Source organism: Arcicella gelida (genome assembly GCF_034931025.1).
Lineage (GTDB): Bacteria > Bacteroidota > Bacteroidia > Cytophagales > Spirosomataceae > Arcicella > Arcicella gelida.
In genome coordinates this window covers 18878-37662 of sequence record NZ_JAYGIL010000026.1, presented here as the reverse complement: position 1 = coordinate 37662, position 18785 = coordinate 18878, and the positions used below count along the sequence as shown (strand labels likewise).

Annotated in this window: 11 protein-coding genes; 8 read left to right on the top strand and 3 right to left on the bottom strand. The window is 33.8% G+C overall.

The features are described from left to right. Positions 1–13: 13 nt before the first annotated feature. Together VB776_RS18075 and VB776_RS18070 are read right to left on the bottom strand one after the other, a co-directional pair. On the bottom strand, positions 14–3286 hold the full coding sequence (locus tag VB776_RS18075; protein ID WP_323698281.1) for a SusC/RagA family TonB-linked outer membrane protein: 3273 nt from the start codon (positions 3284–3286) through the stop codon (positions 14–16). A 274-nt stretch (positions 3287–3560) separates the two neighbouring features. Beyond that, positions 3561–4253 carry a DUF3826 domain-containing protein gene (locus tag VB776_RS18070; RefSeq protein ID WP_323698280.1) on the bottom strand — a complete coding sequence of 231 codons (693 nt, stop codon included), beginning with the start codon at positions 4251–4253 and terminating at the stop codon, positions 3561–3563. A 455-nt stretch (positions 4254–4708) separates the two neighbouring features. Here VB776_RS18070 and VB776_RS18065 point away from each other — a divergent pair, with 455 nt between their 5' ends. From VB776_RS18065 to VB776_RS18055, 3 genes are all read left to right on the top strand, one after another. Beyond that, entirely contained in the window at positions 4709–5578 is an 870-nt protein-coding gene (locus tag VB776_RS18065) for an AraC family transcriptional regulator (protein WP_323698279.1), read from the top strand. Between the two features lie 334 nt (positions 5579–5912). Then, positions 5913–6857 carry a ParA family protein gene (locus VB776_RS18060; RefSeq protein WP_323698278.1) on the top strand — a complete coding sequence of 315 codons (945 nt, stop codon included), beginning with the start codon at positions 5913–5915 and terminating at the stop codon, positions 6855–6857. Between the two features lies 1 nt (position 6858). After that, complete coding sequence (locus tag VB776_RS18055; protein WP_323698277.1) at positions 6859–7725, top strand: ParB N-terminal domain-containing protein; 867 nt, start codon at positions 6859–6861, stop codon at positions 7723–7725. Positions 7726–7829: 104 nt separating this feature from the next. Here the strand turns inward: VB776_RS18055 and VB776_RS18050 are convergent, their stop codons facing one another. Next, the gene (locus VB776_RS18050; protein WP_323698276.1) at positions 7830–9236 is read right to left on the bottom strand and encodes a replication initiation protein; all 1407 of its coding nucleotides are present in this window, start codon (positions 9234–9236) and stop codon (positions 7830–7832) included. Positions 9237–10598: 1362 nt separating this feature from the next. On the opposite strand from VB776_RS18050, the gene VB776_RS18045 reads away from it, so the two are divergent. The 5 genes from VB776_RS18045 to VB776_RS18025 all read left to right on the top strand — a co-directional run bounded on the left by VB776_RS18045 (position 10599) and on the right by VB776_RS18025 (position 18697). After that, positions 10599–11189, top strand: coding sequence for an RNA polymerase sigma factor (locus VB776_RS18045; protein WP_323698275.1), 591 nt, complete (start codon positions 10599–10601; stop codon positions 11187–11189). Between the two features lie 61 nt (positions 11190–11250). Beyond that, complete coding sequence (locus tag VB776_RS18040; protein WP_323698274.1) at positions 11251–12378, top strand: FecR family protein; 1128 nt, start codon at positions 11251–11253, stop codon at positions 12376–12378. Between the two features lie 212 nt (positions 12379–12590). Then, positions 12591–16055, top strand: coding sequence for a TonB-dependent receptor (locus tag VB776_RS18035; RefSeq protein ID WP_323698273.1), 3465 nt, complete (start codon positions 12591–12593; stop codon positions 16053–16055). A gap of 19 nt (positions 16056–16074) precedes the next feature. Further along, the gene (locus VB776_RS18030; RefSeq protein WP_323698272.1) at positions 16075–17964 is read left to right on the top strand and encodes a RagB/SusD family nutrient uptake outer membrane protein; all 1890 of its coding nucleotides are present in this window, start codon (positions 16075–16077) and stop codon (positions 17962–17964) included. Between the two features lie 28 nt (positions 17965–17992). Continuing rightward, positions 17993–18697 (top strand): DUF3823 domain-containing protein, encoded by a 705-nt coding sequence (locus tag VB776_RS18025; protein WP_323698271.1) that lies wholly within the window; start codon positions 17993–17995, stop codon positions 18695–18697. Positions 18698–18785: the final 88 nt, after the last annotated feature.

The window sequence follows — 18785 nt, the reverse complement described above, 5'->3', positions numbered from 1 at the left end:
AATTGGCTATTGATTATAGATTCAAGTTTAGTCCCATTGAGAATGAACGTAAAGTTGGATACACATCAAAAGCTCCTGAATATTGTTTATAAGTATATGGATTATACAAATTCAAGGGATTTGTTGAAGTAAGATATACTCTTGCCCCACTCACGTTCAATTTCTTAAGTAGATTAGCTGGAAGTTCATAAGAAACGTTTAATGTTCTTACTGACATTTGGAATGAACTAACAAACCAGAAATCTGAATCTAAACTATTTTGACCTCTATAGTTTGGTGCTGGATATTTTGCATTTGGATTTTCAGGAGTCCAATGGTCTGTCAAATGCTGCGGTAAGTTTGTTTTTGCATTCACTTGTGCTGAAGTTCCCCAACCTCTTGCTCCAGATTCTAGCATACTTTGCCCACCAAAAGAACCACCCATCGCAAAAGAGAATGATAAGCGTTTGTAACTAGTCGAGAAGTTCAAACCAAAACCATAGTGATTGTCTTGCTTGTTAGTCAAGTATTGTCTATCGTTAATATCAATTTTACCATCAGGCTCAGCATAAGAATATGTACCGTCTGCATTTGGTGTTGCATTTTTCGTTCCACGAACGTCTTCATAATATAGCATTCCCGGAAGTGGTTTCACTCCGTCAATTGTATAGTTAGGGTACTTAGCTAAAAGTGCATCCACATCGGCTTGTGTTCTTAACATTCCCAAACATTTATATCCTAACAAACCCATATCTGTAGATCTACCTGTTGGATCTTGATACGTTCCTGTTAAACCTTTGTCAAAGTCCACTTTCACTTGCTTATTATCACTCCAAGCAAAGAAACCTCTTACTTTGTACGACCAGTCTTTATTAATTTTGCTTGTCCATCCCAACGAAACTTCTGTACCAAAACCATCTACAGTAGCAAAGTTTTCAGAAGGTAATGCTGCCCCAACCGTTAAAGGAACTGAAGATGCTAACGTAACTAGCATGTCATAACGATGGTCATAGAAGGCATCAATACCTAACGATAAACGATTTTGAAGGAAGTTAGCATCAATACCAGCATTTAACTTGGTATCACTATCCCATCTTACTTCTCTGTTAGGCATTGCATTTTTTAGGCGGAAAATACCTGCACGGTCAAGATTACCCCCAAATACTGGACCATTACCTGTTTGAATCAAGTTATAACTTTTCAACCAGTTATATGCTCTGGTATTATCCATCCCTGTTAAACCACCTGACAAACGTAACTTCAAGAAATCAACAAAACGTACATTATTTTTAAAGAAAGGTTCTTCAGAAATAACCCAACCAACAGATAAAGAAGGGAATGTTCCCCAACGATTTTCAGGAGCAAAGTTTGTTGAAGCATCTCTACGAACAGCAAATTCAGCTAAATACTTTCCAGCATAAGCATAATTTAAACGACCAGCAAATGATAATCTTCCAGATTCAGATTCAGATTCATTAATTACTCCAACACCAGCACCTGAAGCCGTTCCTCCTAAAGCATAACCTGCATTGTCTAAAGCACCATCAACCAAATTATCTAAATATGAAGTAATACCATCAGAATAGGTTTCACTTTGTTCAAACAAAGCAATTGCTGAAATTGAATGCTTTCCGAATGTTTTATCATAATTCAGGTAACCATTTAGCTGATACGAATCTGAATAATTTGGAGCAAAATAAATTCTATTACTATTACTGATGTTTGTAGGAGTACCTCTAACACCTCCCCCAAAAATATGCTTGTTTGTACCGAGCATATTAAAGTTGTAAAGCAAATATCGTGTACCAAATTCTTTTCCAAAGTTATTCTCGAAAGTTCTGTTGTAAGCTATTTTTGCTTTCAGACCTTTCAAAAATGGAATATCGTATTCTACATAAGCATTAATATTCAAACCATTATTTTTTGCTAATAAGTAGTTATTTGATTTTTGAGCTTCAAAAAAATGAAAGTTTTCACTTGTTGAACCGCCACCAGTTGTGTTTACTGGTAAACCATCAATGTAAGCAGGGATAAATGGTGCTGCATAAATTAATGATTTATAATCCTTTTCGTTATCGGAACCACCTTGTTTTAATAAATATCTGTCTTTTTTTGACATATCTCCAGATAAACCTAAACCAACTTTTACATTATTAGATACTTTTATATCTGTACTTGCACGGAAAGTCCATCTATCAAAATTGATTTTTTCAAAATTTCCATCCTGCTGATTGTAAGTAATCCCTGCAAAATAAGTAGCTTTTTCTGTACCCCCACTTACGTTAAGCGCATGACGAGTTACACTTGATGATTTCCAAGCTTGGCTTAACCAATCTTGGCTATTTGCTTTAAAGTAATCAAGCTCATCTTGTGAATAAAGAATACTTGGATTTGTCGTTTTGAAGTTGTAATCATTAACATAAGTAGCCAATTCATAGCCATTCATCATTTTTGGCAATTCGGCATTGGAAGTACCATAAGATGTACTGTAAGAGAATTTCGGAGCTCCTGTTTTTCCTCTTTTTGTAGTAACAACTACAACGCCATAAGCACCTCTAGCACCATAAATAGCCGCTGCCGCATCTTTTAGAATTGAAATATTCTCAACTTCCGAAACATCCATTACGTTGAAATCATCTTCTGTTCTAACGATGTTATCAATAACGTACAACGGACGCAAAGAACCTCCATCTTTAGAAAGTAAAATTGGATTACGAATTGTAATGGAAGCATTATCCCCTGGACGACTTGTTCCACCTGAAACACCTACACCTGGTTGTTGACTTACCAAGGCAGCTGATAAACTACCTACAGCTAAATCTTCAATTGATTTCATATCAATTGTTGCAACAGCACCCGTTAAATTTATTTTTTTCTGTTGACCATAACCTACAAATACTACTTCATCTAATGCCGAAACATCATCTTCCATCGTTAAATTAATTTCTGAACGACCATTAACTGCTACTTCTTGTGTTTTAAGACCAACCGAAGTAAACACTAACGTTTCATTTCCTTTTGGAAGATCTAAACTAAATGCTCCTTTTGCATCTGTTACAGTTCCTAATTTTCCTCCTTTTACTCTTACACTTACTCCTGCGATGGCTTCTCCTGATGCATCTTTCACAATTCCTTTTATAGGAGTATTTGCTTTTTTGATGACTGAAACCGCTTGTTTCGAGGATGCAACCTCTTTATGCTTTGTTGCAAAGGATGTTCCTGAGAACAAAAGTACAGCCAAAATTGGCGAGCAAGCCAGTAATGACTTCTTTACCAAATTGGGCTGGGTTTGTAAAAATAATTCCATAATTACTTGGTATCTTAAAATTTAAAAATGAGATTAAATCAATGGTTACTAAAAAGCGGAATATTTAAAACTATATTTTATGTGGTTTTTTCTCTAAATATTTATATTTCAAAAATGGCAAAAAATGCCTTCTATGAACATAATTACTACGCATCAAAATTAGGATAATATAAGCCCAATTTTGTATATAATTTTTTCAAGATATTATAAGATATTATCATGCAACACTATTTCTATGATAATATAAAGCATATTTTACCTTTATTTGGTACAATTACTTTTGTTTTGCAGCTTTGGCTGCAGCTATTCTTTGCTCCCATTCTAAGCCTGCTTTTTTCATATCAATCCCTGCAGCAGACAAGTAATTATTGATTTTACCTTTGTACTTTCCGAACCAAGCATGCTTTTTTTCTGATGATTCAGCATCCATTGCATGTTCACGTGCTTCTGTCAAGTATGCTAATATCTGCGTCTTTTGGATTTCGCTAAGGTTTGGAAGCATTTCTTGATAGCCTTTATAAGTAATCGGTAAAACACCATAAGTCATTCCGTCTTTTACTTTTTCTACTTGACTATCAGACAGTTTTTTTGATAGATTTTTCAAGTATTTTTTATGCAATTTATTCATTGCTAATTCAGCTTCAGATTCCGCTTGTTTTACTTCGGCTTCGCTTTTCTCTTTATCTTCTTTCGCTTTTTCCTTCGCAAGCTTCAGCTTTTCTTTTCTCAAATCATGGATTTCACTTAAATCACGATACTGTTTACTAATAATATCTCTTACTTCAATACTTGTTTCTGCATCGCTAATATCTAACGATGTTACAATTTTCGCCGCTCTGTCTGTAATCATTTTGGTATAATTTGCTTCTTTTTGCTCTTTCGTTTGAACATCCTGAGCCCAAAGCATTTTTGATGATACAATCATCAAAATCAATAATACCAATACTCTTTTCACTACTTTTTCCATAATAATATTTGATAATGCTATGCTGTTTATTGTATTAATTTATCATTTCTAAAAGCTATCAATAAAAACACTTGGTCTTTTATCTAAGTAATACTACTCTTGATATTTTTTACTCGTCTTTCTTCAAATACAATCAGTATATTTTTAAGTTTTCTTACTTATATCTTTTACTGAGAAAATTTACTAAAACCTGCAAAACCTAAATTGATTATAATATCTTATCTTTTTCTATTGTATCATAATACATGACTAGCATACAAATTTCATCAATCAAAAAGGTATTTTAATATAAATTTTTACCAACTTAGTATATGATATTGTCATAATTAAACTAAGAATCGTTACATTTGATGCTTCGTAGCATAATTTGATAGAATTTTTGTTCTTTTTATGAATCATTATTATAGTCCAACTCTTTATCAGAAAATTTATTTTAAATAAAAAATATAGCAGAAATGAAGCCACTTTTTCATAAAGTTCCTGTAAAACCAGAGAGTTCATTCAGTATTCGCCATGATATAAGACCCAATTTTGATACCATCTGGCATTATCATCCAGAATTAGAATTGCATTATATCATTAAAGGAGAGGGCGTTCGCTTTATTGGAGATAATATCAGCAACTTTTCTTATGGAGAAATCATTTTGATGGGCGAAAACTTACCACACACTTGGCGTTGTAAAGAAGAATATTTTGAAAATAATCCTGACCTCGGCGTTGAAGCAATTGTGATTCACTTTTTGCCAGATTGCTTAGGAAAATACTTATTGACTTTACCAGAAGCTTACATGATTCCTAAATTGTATGAAAAAGCAAAATCTGGAATGGTTATCAATGGTGAAGCTCGTGAAAAAGTGGCAAAACTCATGCACGAAGTAACCAAAGCAAGTAATTTAGAAAGAATCATTTTACTTTTATCAATTTTAAATATCCTTGCTGAAACAGATGAATACACCACAATTGCTACCGACCATAGTTTTTATCAATCAAATGAATCTGATACCATTCGTTTGAATAAGGTTTGTACTTATACGCTTTCTAATTATAAAAAGGATATTACTTTAGAAGAAATTTCTGCCATCAGTAATCTTAGTGTTACTTCGTTTTGTCGATATTTTAAATTAATGACGAAAAAAACCTATTATGATTTTCTGATTGAAATCAGAATTAGCCATGCTTGTAGGGCTTTGGTAGAAGATAAACTGCCTACAGAAGTAATCTGTTTCGATTGTGGATTCAACAATGTTTCAAATTTTTATCGACACTTCAAAAAAGTAACGGGCATCACTCCTTTAGAATATAAAAGAAAATATTTGACTCAATAAGCAATTTTTCATTTCATCTAGCAGTTTAAAAAATCAATAAAGCTTTTTTTAAACTGCTAATTATCAAACACTTATATACAGGTAAGTCTCAAAACAGTGGCTTGAGATTTCTTCAAAAAAAAATATTAAGATTTCTGACCAATATTTTCTTTCTACAAAGCAAAAAGAAATCATTATTATCCCTTTTGTCTCAATTTGCTTCCCTCCTACCCTCTGGTTTTTCTTTTTCTGAAAATTCTTTTGGCTTTTTCGAGCAAGTTTTCATCAAAATGCTTTTGGATAAAAAAAGTTATTTTTACATTTACAAAAGATAATTTTTTATCCCTCCTAAAAAATGATTACACAAGAAAAGGTTGTTAAGTTTTTACGCTCAAAGCAGGCTCTTAACTTAACTCAAATTGAAAAAGAAGCTGGGATTCCTTCCAAAACTTTACATAAAGCATTAGCTGAACAAAAAGATATTCCAACCAAACATTTACCTGCCATCGACGAAGCCCTTAGACAATACGGTTATTCTGAAACAATGTTTGATAAAGCGGTCGTTATTTCAATCGTAAACCATAAAGGCGGCGTCGGAAAAACGACCACAACTATCAATGTTGGCAAAGCATTAAGCTTATTGGGAAATAAAGTATTGATGGTGGATATGGATTCTCAGGGAAATTTATCACAATGTTTTGGCGTGCATGAACCCCAAAATCAGGTGATTGATGCTTTATTGAGCAATACAGAATTACCCATTATTCCCTTAACAGATAGTATGTTCTTGGCTCCTTCTGACATCAGAATGGCTTACAAAGAATCTGAATTGGCAAATGCAATTGGTGCTGACAGAAGACTTTCTTTGAAGCTTGATGAAGTAAAAGGAATGTTTGATTATATTTTAATTGACTGCCCACCAAGTTTAGGTATTTGTACTACTTGTTCATTGGTGGCTTCTAATTACTGTGTAGTGCCGATTCAGCCAGAAGCGAGTGCTTATCATGGTGTAGAAAGTCTGTTTAATAGAATTGCAGAAGTGCGTGCTTACATTAATCCAACTTTAACAGTAAAAGGAATTGTGTTTACGATGGTTCATAAAAATCAAAGTGTACACAAAAGTATGATGACGCACATCGAAGAAAAATTCAAGAGTTTTAATATTTATAATACTGTTATTGAAGGCTCAACAGTGATTAAGCAGTCGCAAGTAGCGAAAGAAGATTTGTTTACTTATGCCCCAAAATCTTCTTCATGGCAACAATATCACAATTTAGCAACTGAAATAATGGTTCTTTAATATGGCAAAGAAAGATTTTATGAATATCATGAAAGAGAAAACTAGCGAGCTTCGCCCCTCTCTTTTATCGTCTGAAGAAAATATAAAAAGTCAAATTGTAATACTTGACCAACTCCGAGCGTTAATCCCACCGCTTACAGCCGATGAATTACATCAATTAGAACTCAATATTCTAAAACATGGCGTAAAAGACCCTCTCTCTATTTGGGAAACTACCGCTTCAATTGCTCAAATTGACGATAGTAATACGCCTGTATATGTGTTAATCGACGGACACAATCGTTATGATATTTGTAAAAAAAATCGTTTAGACTATCGTATTAATTTGTTGAAATTTACCTCTTTGGATGAGGTAAAAGACTACATGATTGATTTTCAATTGGGGCGTAGAAACTTATCTCCTGAACAAGCTTCTTATTTAAGAGGCTTACGATATCTCCAACAAAAATCAATGCGTGGTGGTGATAAATTCTCAACAGAAGGTCAGCAAGATGTATCTATTGCTTTAGGAACTGAATATGGAGTAAGTAGCCGAACAATTAAAAGAGACGGAGAATTTGCATCTGGTTTGAATAAATTATCGACTAGTTTAAAACAAGAAATCCTGACTGGAAAGCAAAAACTACCGAAAGCAACAATCAATGCTATTTCTAAATTAGAAACATCTGAACCATTAGAAAGTATTGAACAAATCACCAACGAACTATCAAAAAACAGTCAAGTTTATCCTACTACTTCTGAAAACCCGCAAGGTAATCAAGTAATTAAATTACAAAGTGAGATTAGAGAAATTGCCAAAGGAAATTTAAGCAAATACGATTGTGAATTAATACTTAGTAGAATTCATCAATTGTTAGAAATATTATAGCAAAGTGACACGTTGTCACTTTGGTTTTGTCCAACAAAAACCAAAACAAAAAAACCAAAGTGACAGGCTGTCACTTTGGTTTTTTTGTTGAGAATAAATTAAGATTAGATTAATTGTATTCCTAAACGATTGGCTGTTTTTTCAAATTGCGTTTTTACAGCCATAATATCTGGAAATTCTGATGTCATCGCATTCATTACTCCTGCAAAAAAAGAAGCATCATCGGTGAAGTATTGAATAAACGATTCGTTAGAAACGCTTTTTTTGCAGTAATTCATATAACTATTGTAATTCATTTGACCCAATAAACTTCCTTGCAATTTATTCAATACCAATAAATACAATTCTGGGTTTGATAATAAAATCTTCAAAGCTACTTCTCTTTTTGCGTTTGAAAACGCTACTTTCAATTCTTCTCTTTTCGCTTCTAGCTTTTTAGCATCATCTTTCTTTTTCTGTTCATCTTTATTCTGCTGTTTTTTCTTTAATGTCTCGCTTTTTATTAGTGTACTCTTTTCAAACAAAATCGGATTCCTAACCATCTGATTCAAATAACCACCAACGTTTGTGATTTTCTTTCCTGTTTTTACTTCATTCAATACATAATTTATTCCAAGCATTATTTGTTCTTCTGGAATTTCTTTCAACCAATTTTCAACTGTTTTCAAGGTAATTTCATAATCTTTCACCATTGAAAAAATTTGATTGACATTTGATGTTAAATCTGTTGTATTTTCTGAACTTTCTTCAAAATCTGTATTTTTAATAATCGAAATCGTTTGAACGTCGTCATTAATAATTACATTTTTCTTGATGAGAAATTCTATGCTTTCTACTTTTTTACCATTTTTGATTTCTTGATATTCAAAATAGATTTCTGCATTGAGCGAAAGTTCTTTCTTTGCCTGTTCAATTACTTTTTTCTTAAAATCGAAATAATTTTTATACCTAGCCGACAATCCTAAAGTAGCTTTCAATTCATCAACATCAAACCTGAATTTTCCGAAACGTTCATACTCTTTACAGAATTCATAAAAACGCATGGCATAAACGCTGTCAAGCCTCAAAATATTTCGAATATCTAATACAGTAAAATTTTCTTTAATCTGTAACAGAAAGGGGTGGAGTGCCTGCGGAATTTCTAAGGTGAAATATCCTTCATCTTTGTAATAGACGAACGCACTGATAAGGTTGGCATCAAAGGTGATTTTATTGTTCGAGAAAAAAATACGTTTTTCTCTCATCTTCATTGCTTCTTTTTCTACGTGTGCGTAAATATTATTGCTATTGATGCCTGTAAGTCGCTGAAAATCTTTTACGGTAATTTTGATGATAGGGATGGAATCTTTTGCTTGGTCGATACTGGCAATCATGTGCAAGAAGATTTTCATTTGAATCGCCGAAATATCAAATTTCGCATTGATAATCGGGTTACCTTTGATAATTCTATAAGGATCTTTCGAAATTGCGTTGATTGCTTTGTCTCTTTTATCGTTTTTCTCGTTACTCATTCGCTTGCCAACAGTTTGAGATGAAAAATAGCATGTACGACTGATACTTTTTTAAAGTCGTTTTACAAAAAAAATACTTTAATTGCTAAAAACAAAATAAAACGACGACAAATAAAACATAGTCGTTTGTTCAACCCCATAGGAGTCGTTTTAATCAGCCCATAAAAGTCGTGATAGACCCCATAAAGGTCGTTGATGCACCCCATAGGAGTCGTTATTAAACCCCATAAAGGTCGTTGTTAAACCCCATAAAAGTCGTCGATATACCCCATAAAGGTCGTTATAAGCATAGTTAAAATGCTTTATTACAATAACTTATGAAGCCTGAAAGACAAAAGATATAAATAATAAGAAATACAACAAAGAATAACATTTGTTGAGTGAATATTATTTATTTGAAACGATTTAAGAAATCTTTACTAAAAAAACTACTATCAATTTCTATAAAAAGAAAAGTATTTAGCCCATAAAAGTCGTTTTTACATTTTTGTTTTTCTATTTCATAATTATATTGGTTCAACTCACATTTCTAAAAGTAAAATAATCGGCAAGCCCATAAAAGTCGTTATTGTACATGCTATACGTCCTGATTTTTAAGCCCATAAAAGTCGTTTTTAGAAAAGTATATTTCGTTCTCTATCACTTTCTTGTAGAATTGTATCATTTTCAAAAAAGTCAATATTCTTTACTATTAAATCATTGTAAAATTTATACTTACAAATAAATTGCAAGCCCCATAAAAGTCGTTTTTACATTTTGTCGTTCAACATTTTTACTGGACATTAAATGAAAATAGAGGAATATATTAGTACCCCATAAAAGTCGTTTTTCGGTTTTCAAGATCGAGAATATTAAACAAGGTGCTATGCTTAAATCGTTTAAGGTACGTCACCCCATAAAGGTCGTTTTTAGAAATATAGAGTAAGTGTTACTTTTAATCAAAAGGAATAGACCCCATAAAAGTCGTTTTTATTCAAAAAATTAACCTTTGATATTTCACCCCACAAAAGTCGTTTTTAGGAAAATGGCTAAAATTTAAAAAAGTAAATAGAAAATAATGGAGTAATAAGACTTTAATAGCGTTGGAAAATTGAAAGGAGCATTTGATGAAATGTTTCAAACTTTATTCAATATGTCTCAAAATAGATGTTTTCAAGGTTTTTTAAGACTAATCCAAGAAAATTGGCTTTCCTATCATACCTTTTCAAACTATCTTTACGAACGCATTATCTTAGTAAAGTTCAAATTTATTACCACTAAAGTATAATTCGATTTGCTTGAGTAAATACTTTTGGCACTCAAGCCTTGATTCTTTTAAAAATAAAAGATAAAACCAGCATTTAACTTGATATTAAACTTAAGATGAATCAAATCACGGAAGAATCAAATAAAGAACAGGAAATGTGGGAAGCTTTTCTATTAGGAGATGAAGAGGCTTATACTGAACTGTACCGATTACATGTAAAAGCAATGTATCGATATGGCATGAGCCTTGTTGCTGCTTCGGAGGCTTTTGTATTCGATTGTATTCATGATGTTTTTACTGAAATTTGGATTAAAAGAAATAGATTGATTGTGCCGGATAACGTTCGATATTACTTATTAAAAGCGTTAAAAAATAGAATTTTACATTTATTAAGTAGAAAAGAACGCTCGCATCAAACATTTAACGAAGAATTTGAAGACTTTTTAGTAGAACCTTCAGCAGAAGAAATTTTTACACAGAAAGAAGAAGCAACTAATAGGCAAGAAATGATTACCAAATTAGTAAGTCAGCTTTCGCATCGACAACAAGAAGCTTTACGTTTGAGATTTGCCGAAAATATGAACTATGAACAAATTGCTGAAATCATGTTGGTCAATAAACAGTCGGCACAAAATATCGTTTTCAGAGCCGTTGAAAAATTAAGAACTTGGCTATCAATTTTATTTTTTGTCTTTTTTCAAGAATAATTTGATTTTAGTGAGTATGAAAAATAGCTTTATGTCATCTACTGTTAAAATATCATAATCCGTGAATATACACTACGAACAATTTAGTTCTTCTGACTTTGTGACAGATGATGCTTTTCTAAATCATTATTTATCACCAACTGATTCTTCAAAAGCTTTTTGGGAAAGCTGGTTGAGTAATCATCCAGAAAAGAAAGAAGAGTGGTTAGCGGCTCAGAAATTGATTGAAGCCGTTCAGCTTGGTCTTAGTGAATATGTTCGTACCTATTTATCAAAAGAAGCCGAGGAAAGTTTATTACAAAGAATTTTAATTACCAATGCAGAAAGTGATGAAAAAGAAGTAAAGCCAATACCAATTTGGCGACAGTCGTGGTTTCAAGTAATGGCTGCATGTTTTATCCTTTTTTTAGGCTTAAAAGTACTTTATTTTAATAAAAGTGTTCAGTCGGAATCGGTTTATGAAAAACAAATGGCAGTATTTGCAGAAGAGAAGCTTACCGAAAAGATAAATGATAAAACGACTGTAGATACTCTAAAACTTCCTGATGGTTCATTAATTTATCTTTCGCCAAATAGTAAAATTAGTTACGTCAATAGTTTTGGAAAAGAAAATAGAACGGTTTACTTATCAGGAAAGGCAATTTTTGATGTAGTTAAAATACCTTCCAAACCATTTTATGTATATGCTAATGAATTGGTTACTAAAGTATTAGGTACAAAATTTGAAGTTTTTTCATTTGATAACGATAAAGACGTGATTGTTAAAGTATTAAGTGGAAAAGTAAGCGTATATAAAAATCCGAAGTTTGATAAAGTGACCGTCTCTAATATTGAAAAGCTAGGCGTTTTATTGAAACCAAACCAACAAGTTACTTTTTCAAGAGAAAAAGAATTCTTTAAGAAAGCCATTGTTGAACAACCTATATTATTAATTGCCCAACACATTTCTAAACCGACTTTTATTTATGATGAAGCACCCGTTGTGGCAGTATTGGATGAAATTTCGAAAGCTTATGGAGTAGAAATCATTTTTAATCGAGAAATGATGCAATCATGCCAATTAACCTCTTCTATGGAAGAAGAATCGTTGCAAGATAAACTCAATATTATTTGCAAATCTATCGGAGCAACTTATGAAATAATTGATGCTCAGATAATTATTAATTCAAAAATGTGTCAATCAAATTAACTTAAATAAATAATTGTACCTTTTAACTCCCTCTGTTTAACAAATGAAAACATAATTACTTATCACTTCTGATTAATTTAAAAAAGAAAAAAGCCAACGATGTTCGTACCATCATTGGCTTGTAAATCCAAGAAACAGCTTAAAATGATTTAGGCTGGCAGGGACTTCTTTTGCTCGAAAATTTAGTCATTACGATCAAAACAATCAAAAGTATGAAACAATTAAGAATTTTACTATTCCAATGTATGAAAATTTCGTTGGTGCAACTCTTTATTGCTTGTTTCTTCATTAGCGTATCTTGGGCAAGAGAATTATCTGCTCAGGAATTATTAAATCGCAAAGTGACTTTACAAGTATCCGACAAAAAGATAAAGGCTGTCTTGAAGGATATAGAAACCGTGGCAGGCGTCAGGTTTTCTTATAGTCCGCAAATTATTCAATCAAGTCGCACTGTATCTTTAAACCTTCCTAATGTTACTTTAGGAGAAGTGTTAGAAAGGCTATTAAAGCCCTTAAATTTACAATACGACGTAGCTGGAAGCCAGATTATTCTGAGTGCCCAAGCTGCTAAAACCACACAAATACTCTTAAAGGAAGAGTCAACCAAAATAGCGCCTCAAAGCCTAGAATTTTCAATAAAAGGTAAGGTTACCGACGAAAATAATGTTGGTTTGCCAGGGGTTAATATTTTGGTAAAAGGCTCAACAAACAAGGGAACTACCACCAATAATAATGGTGAGTATGGTTTTTCTTTGCCAAATGGCAATGCAGTTCTTATTTTTTCATCTGTTGGCTATGTATCACAAGAGATTTCGGTAAATGGGCGTTCGATTGTAGATGTTAAATTGACACCTGATAATCAAGGACTCGACGAAGTAGTTGTTGTTGGCTATAGTACACAAAAGAAAGAATCTTTAACTGGTGCAATTGCCATTGTTACAAGCAAAGATTTAGAGAGAGTACACGGTGGTTCAACAGTTAGTTCTGGTTTAGCAGGTAAAATTCCAGGAGTTTCTTTCAGAATGGCTGATGGTCGTCCAGGAGCAAGTGCGAATATTCAAATTCGTAATATGGGAAGCCCGCTTTTCGTTATTGATGGTATTCAGCAAGATGCTGGTCAGTTCAATAACTTAGCACCAAACGATATCGAGAGTATTTCTGTACTTAAAGACGCTTCTGCGGCTATTTATGGGGTACGTGCAGCCAACGGAGTAGTGGTTGTTACTACCAAAAGAGGAAAAGCAGGAAGTAAAAACACAGTAAATATCGACGCTTATACTGGCTGGCAAAATTGGTCGAGATTCCCAGACGTTGTGAATAATTCTTACGAATGGCAATTAGGAAAGGCTGATGCTGAGATTAACCAATTCGGAAGAACAGCCATTACTCAAGCTGAATTAGATAAGTATAAAGCTGGAACAGAGCCTGGTTATCAGTCATTTAACTGGAAAGACTTTATCATCAAAGGAAATTCTCCACTAAGTTCAATCAACATTAATACTTCTGGTGGTTCAGATAAAATTAGTTATTATATTTCTGCTACTCGTTTGAGTCAAAATTCAGTATTAGGTCGTGAATTTACTTTTGCAAGAAGTAACATTCAAAGTAATGTTGATGCGAAGATTTCTAATAATTTAAAAGTGGGCGTTCAAATTAATGGTAGAATCGAAACAAGAGATCAGCCTGGCGTTCCAGGAGGTGATGATTACTGGCTTCCACGTTTTGCAATTTTAAGAAACCGTCCGTTCGAAAGTCCTTATGCCAACGATAACCCATTGTATTTGAACGACATTAAGCACAACGAAACAAACTGGGCTTATAACAACAAAAAACTAGGTGGTTATTGGCGTGAAGATTGGAGAGTATTACAAACAAACTTTAATGCAGAGTACCAAGTTCCGGGAATTAAAGGATTGATGTTGAAAGGAATGTATTCGTATTATATTGCTGATAGAGTAATGAATGGACACGAATACACTTATCAAGCTTATACTTACAATCCAGCGAACGATACTTATACTGTTACTGGTGGTAGTACAAATCCTTGGCGTGAACGTGGTACAAGAAAAGTAATGCGTAATATTTATCAAGGACAATTGAATTACAATAATACTTTTGGCAAACATACTGTAGGTGGAGTATTCGTAGCGGAAAGACAAGAACAGCGTGTTCAAGACCAATGGGTACACTCTGTACCTAAAACAAACGTATTGCCTTTGATTTATTTCCCAACGGTTGATACTTATAACGATGCGGACGACCAAGAAGCACGTATAGGTTATATCGGTAGATTCAATTACAATTATTCGAACAAATATTACTTTGAAGTTTCTGCTCGTAGAGATGCTTCTTGGAAGTTTGCTCCAGATAGACGTTCAGGTGTTTTCCCTTCAGCATCTATTGGTTGGAGAATCACTGAAGAAAACTTTGCAAAGAATCTTTTGGGTGGTGGTTCAATCTTGGATGATTTAAAATTCAGAGCTTCTTACGGTATCTTGGGTGATGATAACGTTGGTATTGGAGCGTATGACTATCTTTCTGGCTATAATTACAATGTAGGAAACGTAATTTTAAGTGGAACCCCAGTTGTTACTTCAAGAGATAAAGGACAAGTAATTACGAATATTTCTTGGTTCAAAAGTAAGATTACCGATGTTGGAGCTGATTTCTCGCTCTTAGGAACGAAATTAACGGGTAGTGTAGATTACTTCTACCGTTTGAGAACGGGTTTGAGAGGTCGTAAATACGATTTATTGGTACCAAGTGAATTAGGTTATAGCTTACCTGACGAAAACGTTAACAGCGATGCACAGTTCGGAGGTGAATTCTCTTTAAGTTACAATGGCAAATCTGGAGACTTCACGTATTCGATTGGTGGAAATATGTCTTATGCTAGAAGTAAATTTATTTCTTCTTACAAACCAATTTTCAACAACTCGTGGGATTATTACAGAAACTCTGCTGAAGGTCGTTACAGTAATATTTTCTGGGGTTATGAAACAATTGGACAATTTCAATCAAGAGATCAAATCAATGAATATCCTGTAAATATTGACGGACAAGGTAACAGAACGCTAAATCCAGGAGATTTGATTTATAAAGATATAAATGGCGACGGTAGAATTGATGGATATGACCAACGCCCAATCGGCTACACAACGACTGGTCAGCCAAATGTAAACTTTGGTTTGAACTTTATGCTAGGTTGGAAAGGCTTTACTTTCAGTGCAGATTTCTCTGGTGGCGGAATGTACTCTTGGAACCAAAACTGGGAACAACGGTGGGCTTATCAAAACGATGGTGCTTTGAACAAATTGTTAACAGACAGATGGCACAGAGCTGATGTATTTGATGTAAACAGCGAGTGGATTCCGGGTAGATTCCCAGCTTTCCGTTATAACGATGGTGGTCATAGTAATTACAACAAGAACTCTACTTTCTGGTTGCAAAATGTGAAATACTTGAGGGCAAGAACATTAGAAGTTTCTTACTCTTTGCCTAAAACATTACTTGATAAACTGAAAATTCAAAAGGCAAGAGTATATGTGAATGGTTATAACTTGTTTTCAGTGGATAATCTAAAAGAGTACGGAGTAGATCCAGAAATTGCCGACGACAACGGCTTGCAATACCCACAAAATAAGTTTGTGAATATTGGAATCAATCTTTCTCTTTAAAATATAAAAATAATAGGCAATGAAAAAGATTTTATTGATAAAACTATTGGTCTTACTAGCGATAAGCTGGGGATGTAATGACGATGAATTTTTGGATAGACAACCTACCAATATTCTTACAAATGAAGTGATTTGGAGTAATCCAGAACAAATATTATCAGTATTAGGTGATTTGTACAATCGTTATAACGATTATTCAACAGTAAAAAGTTGGACTTCAACGGCTGATTTTAATGAAGCTTTCTGGTCGGAAGCGGGTCAATATGGTAATTTCCAAAATAATGGTTATGATTATGGTGCATGGGGAATTTGGGATTATGGCTATATTCGTGACATCAATTTATTCATTCAAAAATGTACTGCTGCTGATAAGCTAGACGTAGCTACCAAAGATAGATTTTTGGCAGAAGCTCGATTCTTGCGTGCAGCATATTATTTCGAATTAGTAAAACGCATGGGTGGTGTTCCATTGATTACCGAACCATTAACGTACGATTTCAGTGGAGACCCAAGTTATTTGCGTAATCCAAGAGCAAAGGAATCAGAAGTGTACGATTTTATCATTAAAGAGGTTGATGAAATTAAAGCAAAATTGCCTGTCGATGCAGCTGAAAAATCAAGAGCAACACTTGGTGCAGTATTAGCAATGCAAAGCCGTGCGGCACTTTATGCAGGTTCTATTGCTAAATATGGAAGTACAACACCTTCAGTAATTTTACAAGGTGGTGAAGTAGGAATTCCAGCAAATTTAGCGACAGGATACTACACAAAAGCTTTAAGTGCAGCAAAGGAAATCATTGAAGGTAAGGCAGGTGCTTATGCTTTATACAATAAAAAACCTGATTTGTCAGAAAACTTCTCTAGTATTTTTTATGATAAAGCCAATAATCCAGAAGCGATTTTTGTAGAAGATTTTAAATTACAAAGCGGGAAAGTACATGGTTTTACGATAGCGAATCAGCCAAGATATGGAGCTGAGGAAGAAGAAGGCGGAAGAATTAATCCATCATTGAATTTAGTACAATCTTTCGAAAAATTAGATAATACTTTTGCTCCGCTTGAAACAAATACTTCGTCTGGTGCTTACAATTATTATACAAATATCACTGATATTTTTGCCAACCGTGATGCACGTTTAGCTGGAACAGTCATGTTGCCAGGAACAAGATTTAAAGGCAGAACGGTTGATATTTGGGCAGGTTTTCAGTTAGCGAATGGAAGTATTATCAGTGGTGATGACCGTGGTGCGCAAAAAACTTTACCGGGTAAAACAACTCGTGAACAAGTAGTAGGTTTTGATGGTCCAATTGATGGTTTTGAGTTTACAGCTCAATCGGGTTTTTATTTACGTAAATACTTGGATCCAGTTACAGGTTCTGGTCAGCGTGGTGTTCAAAGTGAAGTTTGGTTTATTCGTTACCGTTTCTCTGAAGTATTGTTGAATGCCGCAGAAGCTGCTTTTGAACTAGGTCAACCAGCCGTAGCAGCAACTTATATGAACCAAGTGCGTGCTAGAGCAGGCTTAGTAAAACCTTTGACAAGTAGCGAAATTACTTTTGATAGAATCGCTCATGAAAGAAGAGCTGAATTAGCTTTTGAAGGACATTACTTCTACGACATGAAACGTTGGAGGATTGCTCACTTAGTACTTGATGGCGGAACAATTACTCCTACAGATTTAGTACAAGATATTGAGAAGGCAACCAAGAGAAGTACACAACCTTATGCTTTATGGCCTTATAAAATTTACGACCCAAGTTCAGAAAATGATGGAAAGTGGATTTTTAAAATCGTAAAACTAAGCCGTGTAACAGGTGCTGATAGATTCCAGTTTGGGAATTATTACTCAAGAATCGGAGACGATATTATCAATAACAATCCGAAAATTATTAGAAATCCAAATCAATAGATACGATAACATCTAAACGATATATATCATGAGATTGTCAATTTATTCTTTATTTATCGCCGCTCTAGGTGTTTTTATGGCATCTTGTTCGATGGACAACTACGTGGCGCCAAACAGCGATTTTAAAGGTCGGATTGTTTATAAAGGCGAACCGATTAATGTTGAAGCCAATCAAGTGCGTTTCCAATTATGGGAGCCGGGTTGGGGGAAACTCGCTCCAATTGATGTAGCTATTACGCAAGAAGGAAACTATTCAGCAGTACTTTTTACAGGAAAATACAAAATGTTATTTCCTAAAGGCGAAGGGCCATTTATGACTAATGTTATCAATACAACCGTAAAAGATACACTTTACATTGATTTGAAAGGTAGCCAAACAATGGATATTGAAGTAATGCCTTATTATATGCTAAGAAATGCAAGTTTTTCTAAAGGTGAAAATAAAGTAGCGGCTTCTTGTAAAATCGATAAAATCATTACGGATGCCAATGCTAAAAACATCGAAAGAGTATCATTATACATTAACAAAACGCAATTTGTTTCTGGTGCGAATAATATTGCCACAACTAACATTGCTGGAAGTGCTATTACCGATTTGAGTAATGTAAATCTTACTGTTGATATTCCTACGATTTCACCTGCCCAAAATTATGTATTTGCTAGAATTGGCGTAAAAATTAGCGGTGTCGAAGACATGATTTTCTCGCCAGTTCAGAAAATTCAGTACAAGTAGTCTTTTTTGATTTATTATCCAATTTATGAAAATTCCCCTTCTCAGTTCTTGAGAAGGGGTTATTAGACGCTTGTCTTTTCTTTAATCA

Coding starts and splice junctions, on each gene's coding strand:
- VB776_RS18075 (WP_323698281.1), bottom strand. CDS start 3,286: ATGGAATTATTTTTACAAACCCAGCCCAATTTGGTAAAGAAGTCATTA.
- VB776_RS18045 (WP_323698275.1), top strand. CDS start 10,599: ATGAATCAAATCACGGAAGAATCAAATAAAGAACAGGAAATGTGGGAA.
- VB776_RS18065 (WP_323698279.1), top strand. CDS start 4,709: ATGAAGCCACTTTTTCATAAAGTTCCTGTAAAACCAGAGAGTTCATTC.
- VB776_RS18050 (WP_323698276.1), bottom strand. CDS start 9,236: ATGAGTAACGAGAAAAACGATAAAAGAGACAAAGCAATCAACGCAATT.
- VB776_RS18070 (WP_323698280.1), bottom strand. CDS start 4,253: ATGGAAAAAGTAGTGAAAAGAGTATTGGTATTATTGATTTTGATGATT.
- VB776_RS18055 (WP_323698277.1), top strand. CDS start 6,859: ATGGCAAAGAAAGATTTTATGAATATCATGAAAGAGAAAACTAGCGAG.
- VB776_RS18060 (WP_323698278.1), top strand. CDS start 5,913: ATGATTACACAAGAAAAGGTTGTTAAGTTTTTACGCTCAAAGCAGGCT.
- VB776_RS18030 (WP_323698272.1), top strand. CDS start 16,075: ATGAAAAAGATTTTATTGATAAAACTATTGGTCTTACTAGCGATAAGC.
- VB776_RS18035 (WP_323698273.1), top strand. CDS start 12,591: ATGAAACAATTAAGAATTTTACTATTCCAATGTATGAAAATTTCGTTG.
- VB776_RS18025 (WP_323698271.1), top strand. CDS start 17,993: ATGAGATTGTCAATTTATTCTTTATTTATCGCCGCTCTAGGTGTTTTT.